At 56.6% G+C, this 13442-nt stretch carries 10 protein-coding genes and 1 pseudogene; 7 read left to right on the forward strand and 4 right to left on the reverse strand.

The genetic code is table 11. From position 1 onward, the window contains the following. Positions 1-46 precede the first annotated feature (46 nt). Positions 47-874, reverse strand: a complete 828-nt coding sequence (gene iclR, locus HWQ15_RS09715; RefSeq protein ID WP_022646720.1) for a glyoxylate bypass operon transcriptional repressor IclR — start codon at positions 872-874, stop codon at positions 47-49. Positions 875-1067: 193 nt separating this feature from the next. Between iclR and metH the strand changes: the two genes are divergently transcribed. The 5 genes and pseudogenes from metH (at position 1068) to rluF (ending at position 8087) form a co-directional block, all read left to right on the forward strand. Beyond that, complete coding sequence (gene metH, locus HWQ15_RS09720) at positions 1068-4751, forward strand: methionine synthase (RefSeq protein WP_063149600.1); 3684 nt, start codon at positions 1068-1070, stop codon at positions 4749-4751. 217 nt (positions 4752-4968) lie between these two features. Next, complete coding sequence (locus tag HWQ15_RS09725) at positions 4969-6600, forward strand: Na/Pi cotransporter family protein (protein ID WP_022646722.1); 1632 nt, start codon at positions 4969-4971, stop codon at positions 6598-6600. Between the two features lie 95 nt (positions 6601-6695). Continuing rightward, positions 6696-6987 (forward strand): annotated as a pseudogene (locus tag HWQ15_RS09730) (type II toxin-antitoxin system CcdA family antitoxin). Continuing rightward, the gene (locus HWQ15_RS09735) at positions 6987-7160 is read left to right on the forward strand and encodes a CcdB family protein (protein ID WP_022646724.1); all 174 of its coding nucleotides are present in this window, start codon (positions 6987-6989) and stop codon (positions 7158-7160) included. The pseudogene HWQ15_RS09730 and the gene HWQ15_RS09735 overlap by 1 nt, the downstream one beginning before the upstream one ends. A 54-nt stretch (positions 7161-7214) precedes the next feature. Further along, positions 7215-8087 carry a 23S rRNA pseudouridine(2604) synthase RluF gene (gene rluF / locus HWQ15_RS09740; RefSeq protein WP_063216396.1) on the forward strand — a complete coding sequence of 291 codons (873 nt, stop codon included), beginning with the start codon at positions 7215-7217 and terminating at the stop codon, positions 8085-8087. Here the strand turns inward: rluF and HWQ15_RS09745 are convergent, their stop codons facing one another. The 3 genes from HWQ15_RS09745 to lysC form a co-directional block, all read right to left on the reverse strand. Beyond that, positions 8088-8360 (reverse strand): DUF3811 domain-containing protein, encoded by a 273-nt coding sequence (locus HWQ15_RS09745; protein ID WP_017382612.1) that lies wholly within the window; start codon positions 8358-8360, stop codon positions 8088-8090. Between the two features lie 50 nt (positions 8361-8410). Further along, positions 8411-9355: a ketopantoate/pantoate/pantothenate transporter PanS gene (panS, locus tag HWQ15_RS09750; protein ID WP_023295757.1), complete on the reverse strand. Its 945-nt coding sequence runs from the start codon at positions 9353-9355 to the stop codon at positions 8411-8413. A gap of 93 nt (positions 9356-9448) precedes the next feature. Then, positions 9449-10798: a lysine-sensitive aspartokinase 3 gene (gene lysC / locus HWQ15_RS09755; RefSeq protein ID WP_022646727.1), complete on the reverse strand. Its 1350-nt coding sequence runs from the start codon at positions 10796-10798 to the stop codon at positions 9449-9451. A gap of 374 nt (positions 10799-11172) precedes the next feature. On the opposite strand from lysC, the gene pgi reads away from it, so the two are divergent. Together pgi and yjbE are read left to right on the forward strand one after the other, a co-directional pair. Further along, the gene (gene pgi / locus HWQ15_RS09760; protein WP_022646728.1) at positions 11173-12822 is read left to right on the forward strand and encodes a glucose-6-phosphate isomerase; all 1650 of its coding nucleotides are present in this window, start codon (positions 11173-11175) and stop codon (positions 12820-12822) included. Between the two features lie 366 nt (positions 12823-13188). Continuing rightward, the gene (gene yjbE / locus HWQ15_RS09765; RefSeq protein WP_003860341.1) at positions 13189-13431 is read left to right on the forward strand and encodes an exopolysaccharide production protein YjbE; all 243 of its coding nucleotides are present in this window, start codon (positions 13189-13191) and stop codon (positions 13429-13431) included. Positions 13432-13442: the final 11 nt, after the last annotated feature.

Here is a 13442-nt window from a genome sequence, read left to right on the forward strand (position 1 = left end):
CCCTGTGGGAGAGGGCCGGGGTGAGGGCACCAGACCGCCCTCAATCCTAGCGAATCCCACCATACGCCAGCGTCACCTCTTTTGCGGCCTTAATCACCAGCGCACCCAGCTCGGTGACGCGGTCGTCGGTCATACGTGAAATCGGCCCGGAGATGGAGATGGCGGCAAACGGCTCGCGGTGTTCGTCGAAAATACAGGACGCGAGGCAGCGCAGCCCGAGGGCATGTTCTTCGTCATCAAACGAATAGCCGCGCTTGCGGGTCAGAGCCAGATCTTCTTTCAGATGCACCGGCGACACCAGGGTGGCGTGGGTGTAGGCGTGCAGACCTTTACGGTGCAGCAGACCCGTCACCTGCTCTTCGCTAAGCTGCGAGAGAAACGCTTTCCCTGCGCCAGAGGCATGCATCGGCAGCTTGCCGCCAATCGGTGCAGACATGCGCATCAGCTGCGTACACTGCACCTGGTCGATGATAATCGCCTGATGATCGCTCTGATCCAGCACGGCCAGGTTTACCGTCTCGCCGGACTCCTCCATCAGCTTGCGCAGAATCGGGTGGACAATCGCCAGCAGGTTGCGGCTTTGCAGGAAGCTGCTGCCGACGATAAAGGCATGCGCGCCAACCGCCCAGTGACCCAGCTCGCCCACCTGACGTACGAAGCCCAGCTGCTGCATGGTGGTTAACAGGCGGTGAGTGGTGGAGTTCGGCAGTCCCGCCTGCTGCGCCAGCTCCGTCAGGGCCACGCTACCATGCGATTCGGCTATCCATTCCAGCAGCTTCAGGCCGCGCGTTAGGGATTGAACCTGTCCGCCAGGTTGTGCAGCGGTGGTTGCAGCAGGTTTTCTGCCGCGTTTAGCGGGAACGGTCGTAACCATGACGAATTCCTTTTTCTGTATCGTGGAAATCATTTTCGTTTTATTTGGTGGTTTTGCAACCGCTTTCCTGACTGATCGGAGGAGTGATAGTGAACATGTCTCATGTTACCGCTGTGTGACTTTTCGACCCTTAGAGATTATGCCAGTATGGAACGCAGCCTTTTGGCCATGTTGAACGTTGTCGGGAGCAAGTGTGAGCAGCAAAGTAGAGCAACTGCGTGCGCAGTTAAATGAACGAATTCTGGTGCTGGACGGCGGCATGGGCACCATGATCCAGGGCTATCGTCTGAGTGAAGACGATTTCCGTGGAGAGCGCTTTGCCGACTGGCCTTGTGACCTGAAAGGAAACAATGACCTGCTGGTGTTGAGCAAACCCTCTGTCATCAGGGATATCCACAACGCCTACTTCGAAGCGGGTGCGGATATTGTAGAAACCAACACCTTCAACTCGACAACCATCGCCATGGCGGATTACCAGATGGAATCCCTGTCGGCGGAGATCAACTTTGAAGCGGCGAAACTCGCCCGCGCCTGCGCCGACGAGTGGACGGCCCGCACGCCGGACAAGCCGCGCTATGTTGCCGGGGTGCTGGGCCCGACCAACCGCACCGCGTCGATTTCTCCGGACGTGAACGATCCAGCCTTCCGCAATATCACCTTTGACCAACTGGTGGCCGCGTATCGTGAGTCCACTAAAGCGCTGGTGGAAGGCGGTTCCGACCTGATCCTGATTGAAACCGTATTCGACACTCTCAACGCCAAAGCCGCAATTTACGCGGTGAAAGAGGAGTTCGAGGCGCTGGGCGTTGACCTGCCGATCATGATTTCCGGCACCATCACCGATGCCTCGGGGCGCACGCTTTCCGGCCAGACAACCGAAGCGTTTTATAACTCTCTGCGCCATGCCGAAGCGCTCTCCTTCGGCCTGAACTGCGCGCTGGGGCCGGACGAGCTGCGCCAGTACGTGCAGGAGCTTTCGCGCATCGCAGAGTGCTACGTCACCGCCCACCCGAACGCCGGTCTGCCGAACGCGTTCGGTGAGTATGATCTGGATGCCGATACCATGGCGGCGCAAATCCGCGAGTGGGCCGAATCTGGCTTCCTCAACATCGTCGGCGGCTGCTGCGGCACCACGCCAGAGCACATCGCCGCCATGAGCCGCGCCGTCGCCGGGCTTGCACCGCGCAAGTTACCCGAGCTTCCGGTAGCCTGCCGTCTGTCCGGCCTTGAGCCGTTGACCATCGGCGACGACAGCCTGTTTGTGAACGTGGGTGAACGTACCAACGTCACCGGTTCTGCGAAGTTCAAGCGCCTGATCAAAGAAGAGAAGTACAGCGAAGCGCTGGACGTTGCCCGCCAGCAGGTGGAGAGCGGCGCGCAGATTATCGATATCAACATGGACGAGGGGATGCTCGACGCCGAAGCGGCGATGGTGCGCTTCCTCAACCTGATTGCCGGCGAGCCGGACATCGCCCGCGTGCCGATCATGATTGACTCTTCCAAATGGGACGTCATCGAAAAGGGGCTGAAGTGCATTCAGGGCAAAGGCATCGTTAACTCCATCTCAATGAAAGAGGGCGTCGATACCTTTATCCACCACGCGAAGCTGGTGCGTCGCTACGGGGCCGCCGTGGTGGTGATGGCCTTCGATGAAGTGGGCCAGGCCGATACCCGCGAGCGCAAAATTGAGATTTGCCGCCGGGCGTACAAAATTTTGACCGAAGAGGTGGGCTTCCCGCCGGAAGACATTATTTTCGACCCGAACATCTTTGCTGTCGCAACCGGCATTGAAGAGCACAACAACTACGCCCAGGACTTTATCGGCGCGTGTGAAGACATCAAACGCGAGCTACCGCATGCGCTAATTTCCGGCGGCGTGTCGAACGTCTCGTTCTCGTTCCGCGGCAACGACCCGGTGCGTGAGGCCATCCACGCCGTGTTCCTCTACTATGCCATCCGCAACGGGATGGACATGGGGATCGTTAACGCCGGACAGCTGGCGATTTACGACGACCTGCCCGCAGAACTACGCGACGCAGTAGAAGATGTGATCCTCAACCGTCGTGACGACGCCACTGAACGCATGCTGGATCTGGCGGAAAAATACCGCGGCAGTAAAGCTGACGAATCAGCCAACGTTCAGCAGGCCGAATGGCGTTCCTGGGATGTGAGAAAGCGTCTGGAATACTCGCTGGTAAAAGGCATTACTGAGTTCATTGAGCAGGATACCGAGGAAGCGCGTCAGCAGGCAGCCCGTCCGATTGAAGTGATCGAAGGGCCGCTGATGGACGGCATGAACGTGGTCGGCGATCTGTTCGGCGAGGGCAAAATGTTCCTGCCGCAGGTGGTGAAATCCGCCCGCGTCATGAAGCAGGCCGTGGCTTATCTTGAGCCGTTTATCGAAGCCAGCAAAGAGAAGGGCTCCAGTAACGGTAAGATGGTCATTGCCACCGTGAAGGGCGACGTGCACGACATCGGCAAAAACATTGTCGGCGTGGTACTGCAATGCAATAACTACGAAATTATCGATCTTGGCGTGATGGTCCCGGCGGATAAAATCCTCAGGACCGCTCGCGAAGTGAATGCGGATCTGATTGGTCTTTCCGGGCTGATTACGCCGTCGCTGGACGAAATGGTCAACGTGGCAAAAGAGATGGAGCGCCAGGGCTTCACTATTCCACTGCTGATTGGCGGGGCAACCACCTCGAAAGCCCACACCGCAGTGAAAATCGAGCAGAACTACAGTGGGCCGACGGTGTATGTCCAAAACGCCTCGCGCACCGTGGGCGTGGTCTCCGCGCTGCTGTCTGACACCCAGCGCGATGACTTTGTCGCCCGCACCCGCAAAGAGTATGAAACCGTCCGCATTCAGCATGGACGTAAGAAACCGCGCACGCCGCCGGTTTCGCTTCAGGCGGCACGCGATAACGATCTGGCGTTCGACTGGTCCAGCTATACGCCGCCGGTCGCGCACCGTCTGGGCGTGCAGGAGGTGACGGCCAGCATCGAAACGCTGCGTAACTACATCGACTGGACGCCGTTCTTCATGACCTGGTCGCTGGCGGGCAAATATCCGCGCATTCTTGAAGATGAGGTAGTAGGCGAAGAGGCGAAACGCCTGTTTAAAGATGCCAACGATATGCTCGACAGACTGAGCGCAGAGAAAGCCCTCAACCCGCGCGGCGTGGTGGGGCTGTTCCCGGCGAACCGCGTGGGCGACGATGTTGAAATTTACCGCGATGAAACCCGCACCCATGTGCTGGCCGTGAGCCACCATCTGCGCCAGCAAACCGAGAAAGTGGGCTTTGCCAACTACTGCCTGGCGGATTTCGTCGCACCGAAACTCTCCGGTAAAGCCGACTATATCGGCGCCTTTGCGGTGACCGGCGGTCTGGAAGAAGACACGCTGGCGGACGCGTACGACGCACAGCACGATGATTACAACAAAATCATGGTGAAAGCGATCGCCGATCGCCTGGCGGAAGCCTTTGCTGAGTACCTCCACGAGCGCGTACGTAAGGTGCACTGGGGCTACGCGGCGAATGAGAATCTCAGCAACGAGGAGCTGATCCGCGAAAACTACCAGGGCATTCGTCCGGCGCCGGGGTATCCGGCCTGCCCGGAACACACCGAGAAGGGCACTATCTGGAAACTGCTCGACGTGGAAGCGCATACCGGCATGAAACTTACCGAGTCGTTCGCCATGTGGCCGGGCGCGTCCGTTTCCGGCTGGTATTTCAGCCACCCGGACAGCAAGTACTTCGCCGTGGCACAGCTTCAGCGGGATCAGATTGAAGACTACGCCCTGCGAAAAGGCATGAGCGTGTCAGAGGTGGAACGCTGGCTAGCGCCGAATTTAGGCTACGACGCAGACTAACGTCACTTTTCCTTACAACAAACAGGGCACCGCTATGGTGCCTTGTCTCTTTCTTACGTTTAAACCCTTATACTGGAATAAAGTTCTTACTATATTGCCCGGCGGCGCTGCGCTGACCGGGCCTGCGCGTAGGCCGGATAAGGCGTAGCCGCCATCCGGCAAGATAACGCGCAACAAGCCTCAGGAAAACAGATAACGATAAGGAGGAAAACCCACTGTGTTGACGTTGTTACACCTGCTCTCCGCAGTCGCACTGCTGGTATGGGGCACCCATATCGTTCGTACCGGCGTGATGCGCGTGTTTGGCGCACGTTTACGTACCGTTCTCAGCGGCAGCGTTGAGAAGAAGCCGCTCGCCTTCTGTGCGGGTATTGGCGTCACGGCGCTGGTGCAAAGCAGCAACGCCACCACTATGCTCGTCACCTCGTTCGTGGCGCAGGATCTGGTGGCGCTCGCCCCGGCGCTGGTGATTGTCCTGGGCGCCGACGTCGGTACCGCGCTGATGGCACGTATCCTGACCTTCGATCTCTCCTGGCTGTCGCCGCTGCTGATTTTTATCGGCGTCATTTTCTTCCTCGGTCGAAAGCAAAGCCGTGCCGGGCAGCTTGGCCGCGTCGGTATTGGCCTCGGGCTGATCCTGCTGGCGCTGGAGCTGATTGTGCAGGCAGTTACGCCGATTACCCAGGCCAACGGTGTGCAGGTCATTTTCGCCTCGTTAACCGGCGATATTATGCTGGATGCGCTGATCGGCGCGGTGTTTGCCATTGTCAGCTACTCCAGCCTGGCAGCGGTCCTCCTGACGGCGACCTTAACCGCTGCGGGCGCGATCTCTTTCCCGGTGGCGCTATGCCTGGTCATCGGTGCGAATCTTGGCTCTGGCCTGCTGGCGATGCTCAACAACAGCGCAGCCAATGCTGCCGCCCGCCGGGTGGCGCTGGGGAGTTTGCTCTTCAAGCTGGTGGGTAGCCTGATCATTCTGCCGTTTGTGCACCCGCTGGCGAACCTGATGGACAACCTCTCTCTGCCGAAAGCGGAGCTGGTGATCTACTTCCACGTCTTCTACAACCTGGTACGCTGTCTGGCGATGGTGCCGTTTGCCGCGCCGATGGCCCGCTTCTGCGAGCGGCTAATTCGTGATGAACCGGAGCTGGACGCGCGCCTTAAACCGAAGCATCTGGACACCTCGGTGCTGGACACGCCCGCGCTGGCCATCGCGAATGCCGCCCGCGAAACGCTGCGCATGGGTGACGCGATGGAAACCATGCTGGAAGGGTTGCAAAAGGTGATGCACGGCGAGCCGCGCGAAGAAAAAGAGCTGCGCAGGCTGGCGGACGATATCAACGTGCTGTATACCGCCATCAAGCTCTATCTGGCGCGGATCCCACAGGACGAGCTGGCGGAAGAGGAGTCGCGCCGCTGGGCGGAAATTATTGAGATGTCGCTTAACCTGGAGCAGGCTTCGGATATTGTCGAGCGTATGGGCAGTGAAATCGCAGACAAATCCCTGGCCGCACGTCGGGCGTTTTCTGTTGAAGGGCTGAAAGAACTGGAAGCGCTGCACGAACAGCTGGTCAGCAACCTGAAGCTGGCGATGTCGGTCTTCTTCTCCAGCGACGTGCCGAGCGCGCGCCGCCTGCGCCGCAACAAGCACCGTTTCCGCATCCTCAACCGGCGCTACTCGCACGCCCACGTTGAGCGTCTGCACCAGCAGAACGTGCAGAGTATCGAAACCAGCTCGCTCCACCTGGGGCTGCTGGGAGATATGAAGCGTCTTAACTCGTTGTTCTGCGCGGTGGCATACAGCGTGATGGAGCAGCCGGATGAAGACGATGAGCGGGATGAGTATTAATCTCTGAAAGCGCCTCGCAAAACGGTTTTGTGAGGCGTGACTCCCCATAAAGAGCAATTTATTCTTCAACCCTTACATTTTTAAGGGAATAGGAAGTGCTCAATTATTACGCTACACTTCGCCAGTTCATGCGCATTCCAATGGGGGGTCTCATGCGGTGCTAATAGCATTAAAAAATCAGTGAATGTTTCCCTGTCGCCGGACATCCTTGAAGAGGCGCGAAGGCTTAAACTTAACCTTTCTGCCGTGCTAACGGCGGCTTTGCAGGAGCAATTTCGTGAACATCGGCGCGCAGAGTGGCTTGAAGAAAATAAAGCTTCTATTGACGCCATTAACCAGTGGGTTGATGAAAACGGCTCCTTTAGTGACTTTCAGAGGTCGTTCTGATGAAGCATGTACTGGTCGCTCCCGCCGTTGAGGTCGCGGGAAAACCCTGCGTGGTGATGATGCACATGATGGCAGGCATATCGCTAAAAGAGTTAGGTGAACGCGTTGCCGATCTTACTAACAGCAGTGCTTCATTGCGGGATGCACTCGATTTTCTGATCAGCGGTTACTAGGACTTTTTTGTCAGGCGCAAGGTAAGGTATATTTCGCCCTTCACAGGAGAAACTATGCTGCCAACTCAATCAACCCGATTAAACAAATACATTAGCGAGAGCGGGATCTGCTCACGTCGCGAGGCTGACCGTTACATTGAACAGGGTAACGTGTTTCTTAACGGCAAACGCGCCACCATTGGCGATCAGGTGGTACCTGGCGATGTGGTGAAAGTGAATGGTCAGGTCATCGAACCGCGTGATGCCGAAGACCTGGTGTTTATCGCGTTGAACAAACCGGTTGGGATTGTCAGCACCACGGAAGATGGCGAGCGGGACAACATTGTTGATTTCGTGAACCACAGCAGCCGCATTTTCCCGATTGGCCGTCTGGATAAAGACTCTCAGGGGCTGATTTTCCTCACCAACCACGGCGATCTGGTGAACAAAATTCTGCGTGCCGGTAACGACCACGAGAAAGAGTACATCGTGACGGTGAACAAGCCGGTGACGGACGAGTTTATCCGCGGAATGGGCGCTGGCGTGCCGATTCTGGGCACCGTGACGAAGAAGTGTAAAGTCAAAAAAGAAGCACCGTTCGCGTTCCGCATCACGCTGGTTCAGGGCCTGAACCGCCAGATCCGCCGCATGTGCGAGTACTTCGGTTATGAAGTGACGAAGCTGGAACGCACGCGCATCATGAACGTCAGCCTGTCTGGCATCCCGCTGGGCGAGTGGCGTGACTTAACGGATGACGAGCTGATCGAGCTGTTCAAACTTATCGAGAACTCCTCGTCCGAAGCGAAGCCGAAAGCTAAAGCCAAACCGAAAACGCAGGCGGTTAAGCGTCCGGTGGTGAAGGCACCGCAGGCGGAAGAGAAAGGGCGAGGCAAGCCGGGCAACGGAAAACGCTTTACCCAGCCGGGGCGCAAAAAGAAAGGGCGCTGATTAGCGCCTTCCACGGGTTGATGTGCTGGCGGACCAGGAAAAAGTCGCCTCTGCGTCGGGTTTATACGCCTGCTCTTTTTTCAGCTTGCGGGCTTTTTTCGCCGCGGCATCACGTTGCGCCATCAGCTTATCGATGTACTCTTTTTTAACCTGATTGGTTTCGGCGTTCGTCAGCGTGCGGCCATGCGCGATGCGGGCGCGGTCGAGAAGCGTTTTAAGTTCGCGCTGCTCGGCTTCGGTCATGTCTTTCTGGGTCAAACGTGGTGTAGCCATTGCTGAAGCCTCCTGATGGGGAGGCTTCAGTGTAAAGCAAGCCGGCTCAATTAACCCTGTTTCACCGCATCTTTTTTCGGTTGGTCATCAATCGGCTTACCGGACCAGTACCCTGCTAACAGCGAACCGGACAGGTTGTGCCAGACGGAGAACAGCGCTCCCGGTAGCGCCGCCAGCGGTGAGAAGTAAATTTTACCCAGCGCCGCCGCCAGGCCAGAGTTCTGCATCCCCACTTCGATCGCCAGCGTGCGGCAGGTGGATTCGTCGAAACCAAACAGCTTTCCACCCCAGTACCCGCCCAGCAGACCAATGGTGTTATGCAGCACAACCGCGACGATCACTACAAAGCCCACCGAAGCAATGTGCGATGCGGAACCGGCTACCACGGCGCTGATAATGGCAAGTATGCAGACCATCGAAAACGCGGGCAGATACGGCTCAACCGCTTTCACCACCCGCGGGAAGAGATGGTGGATCACCAGTCCCAGCGCAATCGGGATCACCACGATTTGCAGAATGCTGAGCAGCATGCCCATCACATCCACCTGGATATGCGCGTCCACGTACAGGCGGGTTAACAGCGGCGTGGCAATCACGCCCACTAGCGTGGAAACGGAAGAGATAGTGACGGAGAGCGCCACGTCGCCTTTCGCCAGATAGATCATGACGTTAGATGCCGTGCCGCTGGCGACGCTCCCCACCAGCACCATCCCGGCGGAAAGGTCGGGCGGCATCTTAAAGGCCATCGCCAGCAGCCAGGCCGCGAGCGGCATCACCAGGTAGTGCAGGAAAATCCCTGCGGCAACCGGTGCCGGGCGAGACAGCACGCGTTTGAAATCGTCAATTTTTAGATGCACGCCCATGCCGAACATAATCAGCATCAGTAGCGTGGTGACCCACGGACCAATGCCCGTGAACGTGGTGGGAGTGTAATACGCGAGTACGGAGAGCAGCAGCGCCCATAACGGGAACAGCCGGGTGATAGCGGAGAGCATAGTGAATTCCTTGCAGTATTGTCGTGTTGTTTTGTTATAAAAAAGCCGGGTCTGTGCCCGGCTTATGGATAATGTTTATCGTGCTAACGAATTTTATTCAAACAAATTCTGATGAAGTTTCTGCACAACCTGCTCGGCCTGATCGGCAGGGACCAGGAAGCAGAGGTTGTAGCTGGACGCGCCGTAGCAAATCATGCGGATGCTGAACGGGTCGAGCACGCCGAACACCTCTTTGCCCACGCCGCACGCGCGCGACAGCTTATTACCGATGATGGCAACCAGCGCCAGATCTTCTTCCACCTCCACGCGGCACAGCTCGGAAAGCTCAATCAGCAGCGACTGCGTCAGCAGGGTGTCGCCGGTAGAGGTGGAACCGGTGGTGTCGAGCGTCAGCGCAATGCTGACTTCTGACGTGGTGATCAGGTCCACGGAGATATTGTGGCGCGCCAGGATGCCAAACACTTCCGCCAGGAATCCGCGGGAGTGCAGCATATTATGGCTGTGCAGGGTAACCAGCGTCTGCTTACGACGCAGGGCCAGCGCGCGGAACAGCGGCGGGTTCTCGGTTTTCTTGCAGACCAGCGTCCCGCCCGCCTTTGGATCTTTACTGGAGCCAACGAAGACCGGAATGTCGCTGCGCACGGCGGGCAGCAGCGTGGCCGGATGCAGCACTTTCGCGCCGAAGGTGGCCATTTCAGCCGCTTCTTCAAAGGCGATCACGTCAATGCGTTTTGCCGCAGAGACCACGCGCGGGTCGGTGGTGTAAATGCCCGGCACGTCCGTCCAGATATCCACGCGGGTGGCATGCAGGGCTTCACCCAGCAGGGCGGCGGTATAGTCGCTGCCGCCACGGCCCAGCGTGGTTGTGCGCCCTTTGGCTTCGCTGCCGATAAAGCCCTGGGTGATCACTATGCCTTCATCCAGACGCGGGGCAAGCTGCTGGTTAGTGAGCTCTGCCAAAGCTTCAACGTCCGGCTCGGCGCGGCCAAAGCGGTCGCTGGTGCGCATTACTTTACGCACGTCGAACCACTGCGCCTGAATATTGCGCTCGCGCATGATCTCAACGAACAGCAGGGTGGACATCAGTTCGCCGTGGCTGACCAGTTCATCGGTTAGGGCGGTAGAGGTTGCCAGTGAAGCGGCTTCTGCCAGGGTAGTGATATTTTCCAGCAGGCGTTCCACTTCCTCACGAATGACGTTCGGGTTTTGCAGACGCTCAAGGATGTCGAACTGAATTTTGCGCAGTGCATCCAGCTTCACGAAACGCTCGGTCGCTTCCAGTCCTTCAGACAAAGAAACCAGCAGGTTCGTCACGCCGGCTGAGGCGGAGAGCACCACCAGGCGGGTATTCGGATCGGCCAGCACCACATCGGCGCTGCGGTTCATGGCAGCGTAGTCTGCCACACTGGTGCCGCCAAACTTGGCGACCACAAAACTCGTCATAACAACCTCATGTCAGGGAATGAATAGAGCGACCTTGGCACAAGAATGAAGCGAGAACAGGTGCAGGCGCAAAATACGGCCCTATAAATAAAATGCGGGGGAGGTCCTGTCAATGCTGGGATTATGCGGATTTTTCATGGGGGGGTACCCCTCAGAAACAGGACTTATAACAGGCCCATATATTATGCTCCTTTTTACCCCTTTTTGACCAACATTTCGCCACGCCGGAAGGGCGCGACAGCAGCTATACTTTTCGGGTCTTTTCACCTGCGTTTGATGCAGACCAGGGCAATGGCATAAAAACCATCACAATTTTTATTTGCAGGCGCTACAATCGACCGCAGTCACAATTCTCAAATCAGAAGAGTATTGCTATGAAAAACATCAACCCAACGCAGACCGCTGCATGGCAGGCACTACAGAAACATTTTGATGAAATGAAAGACGTCACTATCGCGGATCTGTTCGCGAAAGATGCCGATCGTTTCAGCAAGTTTTCCGCCACCTTCGATGACCTGATGCTGGTGGATTTCTCCAAGAACCGTATCACCGAAGAGACGCTGGCGAAGCTGCAAGATCTGGCGAAAGAGACTGAGCTGGCAGATGCCATCAAATCCATGTTCTCCGGTGAGAAGATCAACCGCACCGAAGACCGTGCCGTGCTGCACGTGGCGCTGCGCAACCGTAGCAATACTCCAATTATCGTTGACGGCAAAGATGTGATGCCGGAAGTGAACGCGGTGCTGGAAAAGATGAAAACCTTCTCTGAAGCGATCATCTCAGGTCAGTGGAAAGGCTACACCGGCAAAGCGATCACCGACGTCGTAAACATCGGTATCGGCGGCTCTGACCTCGGCCCGTTCATGGTGACCGAGGCGCTGCGCCCGTACAAAAACCATCTCAACATGCACTTCGTGTCCAACGTCGATGGGACTCACATCGCTGAAGTGCTGAAAAAGGTGAACCCGGAAACCACGCTGTTCCTGGTGGCGTCTAAAACCTTCACCACTCAGGAAACCATGACCAACGCCCACAGCGCGCGCGACTGGTTCCTGAAAACCGCGGGCGACGAAAAGCACGTGGCGAAACACTTCGCGGCGCTGTCCACCAACGGTAAAGCGGTGGGTGAGTTCGGTATTGATACTGCGAACATGTTTGAATTCTGGGACTGGGTGGGTGGCCGCTACTCACTGTGGTCTGCAATCGGTCTGTCCATCATCCTGTCCGTCGGCTTCGACAACTTCGTTGAGCTGCTCTCCGGCGCGCACGCGATGGACAAACACTTCTCCACCACCGCGCCTGAGAAAAACCTGCCGGTGCTGCTGGCGCTGATCGGGATCTGGTACAACAACTTCTTCGGCGCTGAAACCGAAGCGATTCTGCCGTACGACCAGTATATGCATCGCTTTGCGGCCTACTTCCAGCAGGGCAACATGGAATCCAACGGCAAGTACGTTGACCGTAACGGTAACGCGGTGGATTATCAGACTGGCCCAATCATCTGGGGCGAGCCGGGCACCAACGGTCAGCACGCGTTCTACCAGCTGATCCATCAGGGCACCAAAATGGTACCGTGCGATTTCATCGCCCCGGCGATTACGCACAACCCGCTTTCCGACCACCATCCGAAGCTGCTGTCTAACTTCTTCGCCCAGACCGAAGCGCTGGCGTTCGGTAAATCCCGCGAGGTGGTTGAGCAGGAGTACCGTGACCAGGGTAAAGATCCGGCTACGCTGGAACACGTTGTGCCGTTCAAAGTGTTCGAAGGCAACCGTCCAACTAACTCCATTCTGCTGCGTGAAATTACGCCGTTCAGCCTGGGCGCGCTGATTGCCCTCTACGAGCACAAGATCTTCACTCAGGGCGCTATTCTGAACATCTTCACCTTTGACCAGTGGGGCGTTGAGCTGGGCAAACAGCTGGCAAACCGCATTCTGCCAGAGCTGGGTGACGATAAAGCAATCGACAGCCACGACAGCTCCACCAATGGTCTGATTAACCGTTATAAAGCATGGCGTGCGTAATAAATATGTCATGAACAATGCCGGCGATATGCCGGCATTTTTTTATCGGATAATTCCTGATGTCTGTTAGTTATCTCAAATTCTGAATCTGAGTTTAATCCGAAAAACACGGTTACCCCGTTAATTGCTGAGGGTTATTTTAAGAAAATACGGAGTGATATTTTAATGGGTTTATATTATAACTGTTTGATAATGAATGGTTATCTATTTCAATAATTATTTTTTCTTTTCATTTTTAACCATTAGTCTGAAAACCTCATCCCTATTTACCCCCACGGTAAACCCACTGCTTTAGTTGTGTATACTCGAATCCGCCTGAATTTCTTTTCGGGCAAATCTCCATTCATTCATTGAAGGGAAATTGTTATGAAGAAAGTACTGTATGGCATTTTTGCCATATCTGCGCTTGCGGCGACGTCTGTCTATGCAGCTCCGGTCCAGGTCGGGGAAGCAGCAGGGTCGGCAGCGACGTCTGCGTCTGCGGGGAGTTCTACCGCAGCCAGCACCAGCGCCGTAAGTTCAGCCGTGGGTGTCGCGCTGGCGGCAACCGGTGGCGGTGATGGCTCCAATACCGGAACCACGACCACTACGACGACCAGCACCCAGTAATACCGGGTGTT

It is taken from the genome of Enterobacter sp. DSM 30060, from assembly GCF_013375955.1.
Taxonomy (GTDB): Bacteria; Pseudomonadota; Gammaproteobacteria; order Enterobacterales; family Enterobacteriaceae; genus Enterobacter; species Enterobacter intestinihominis.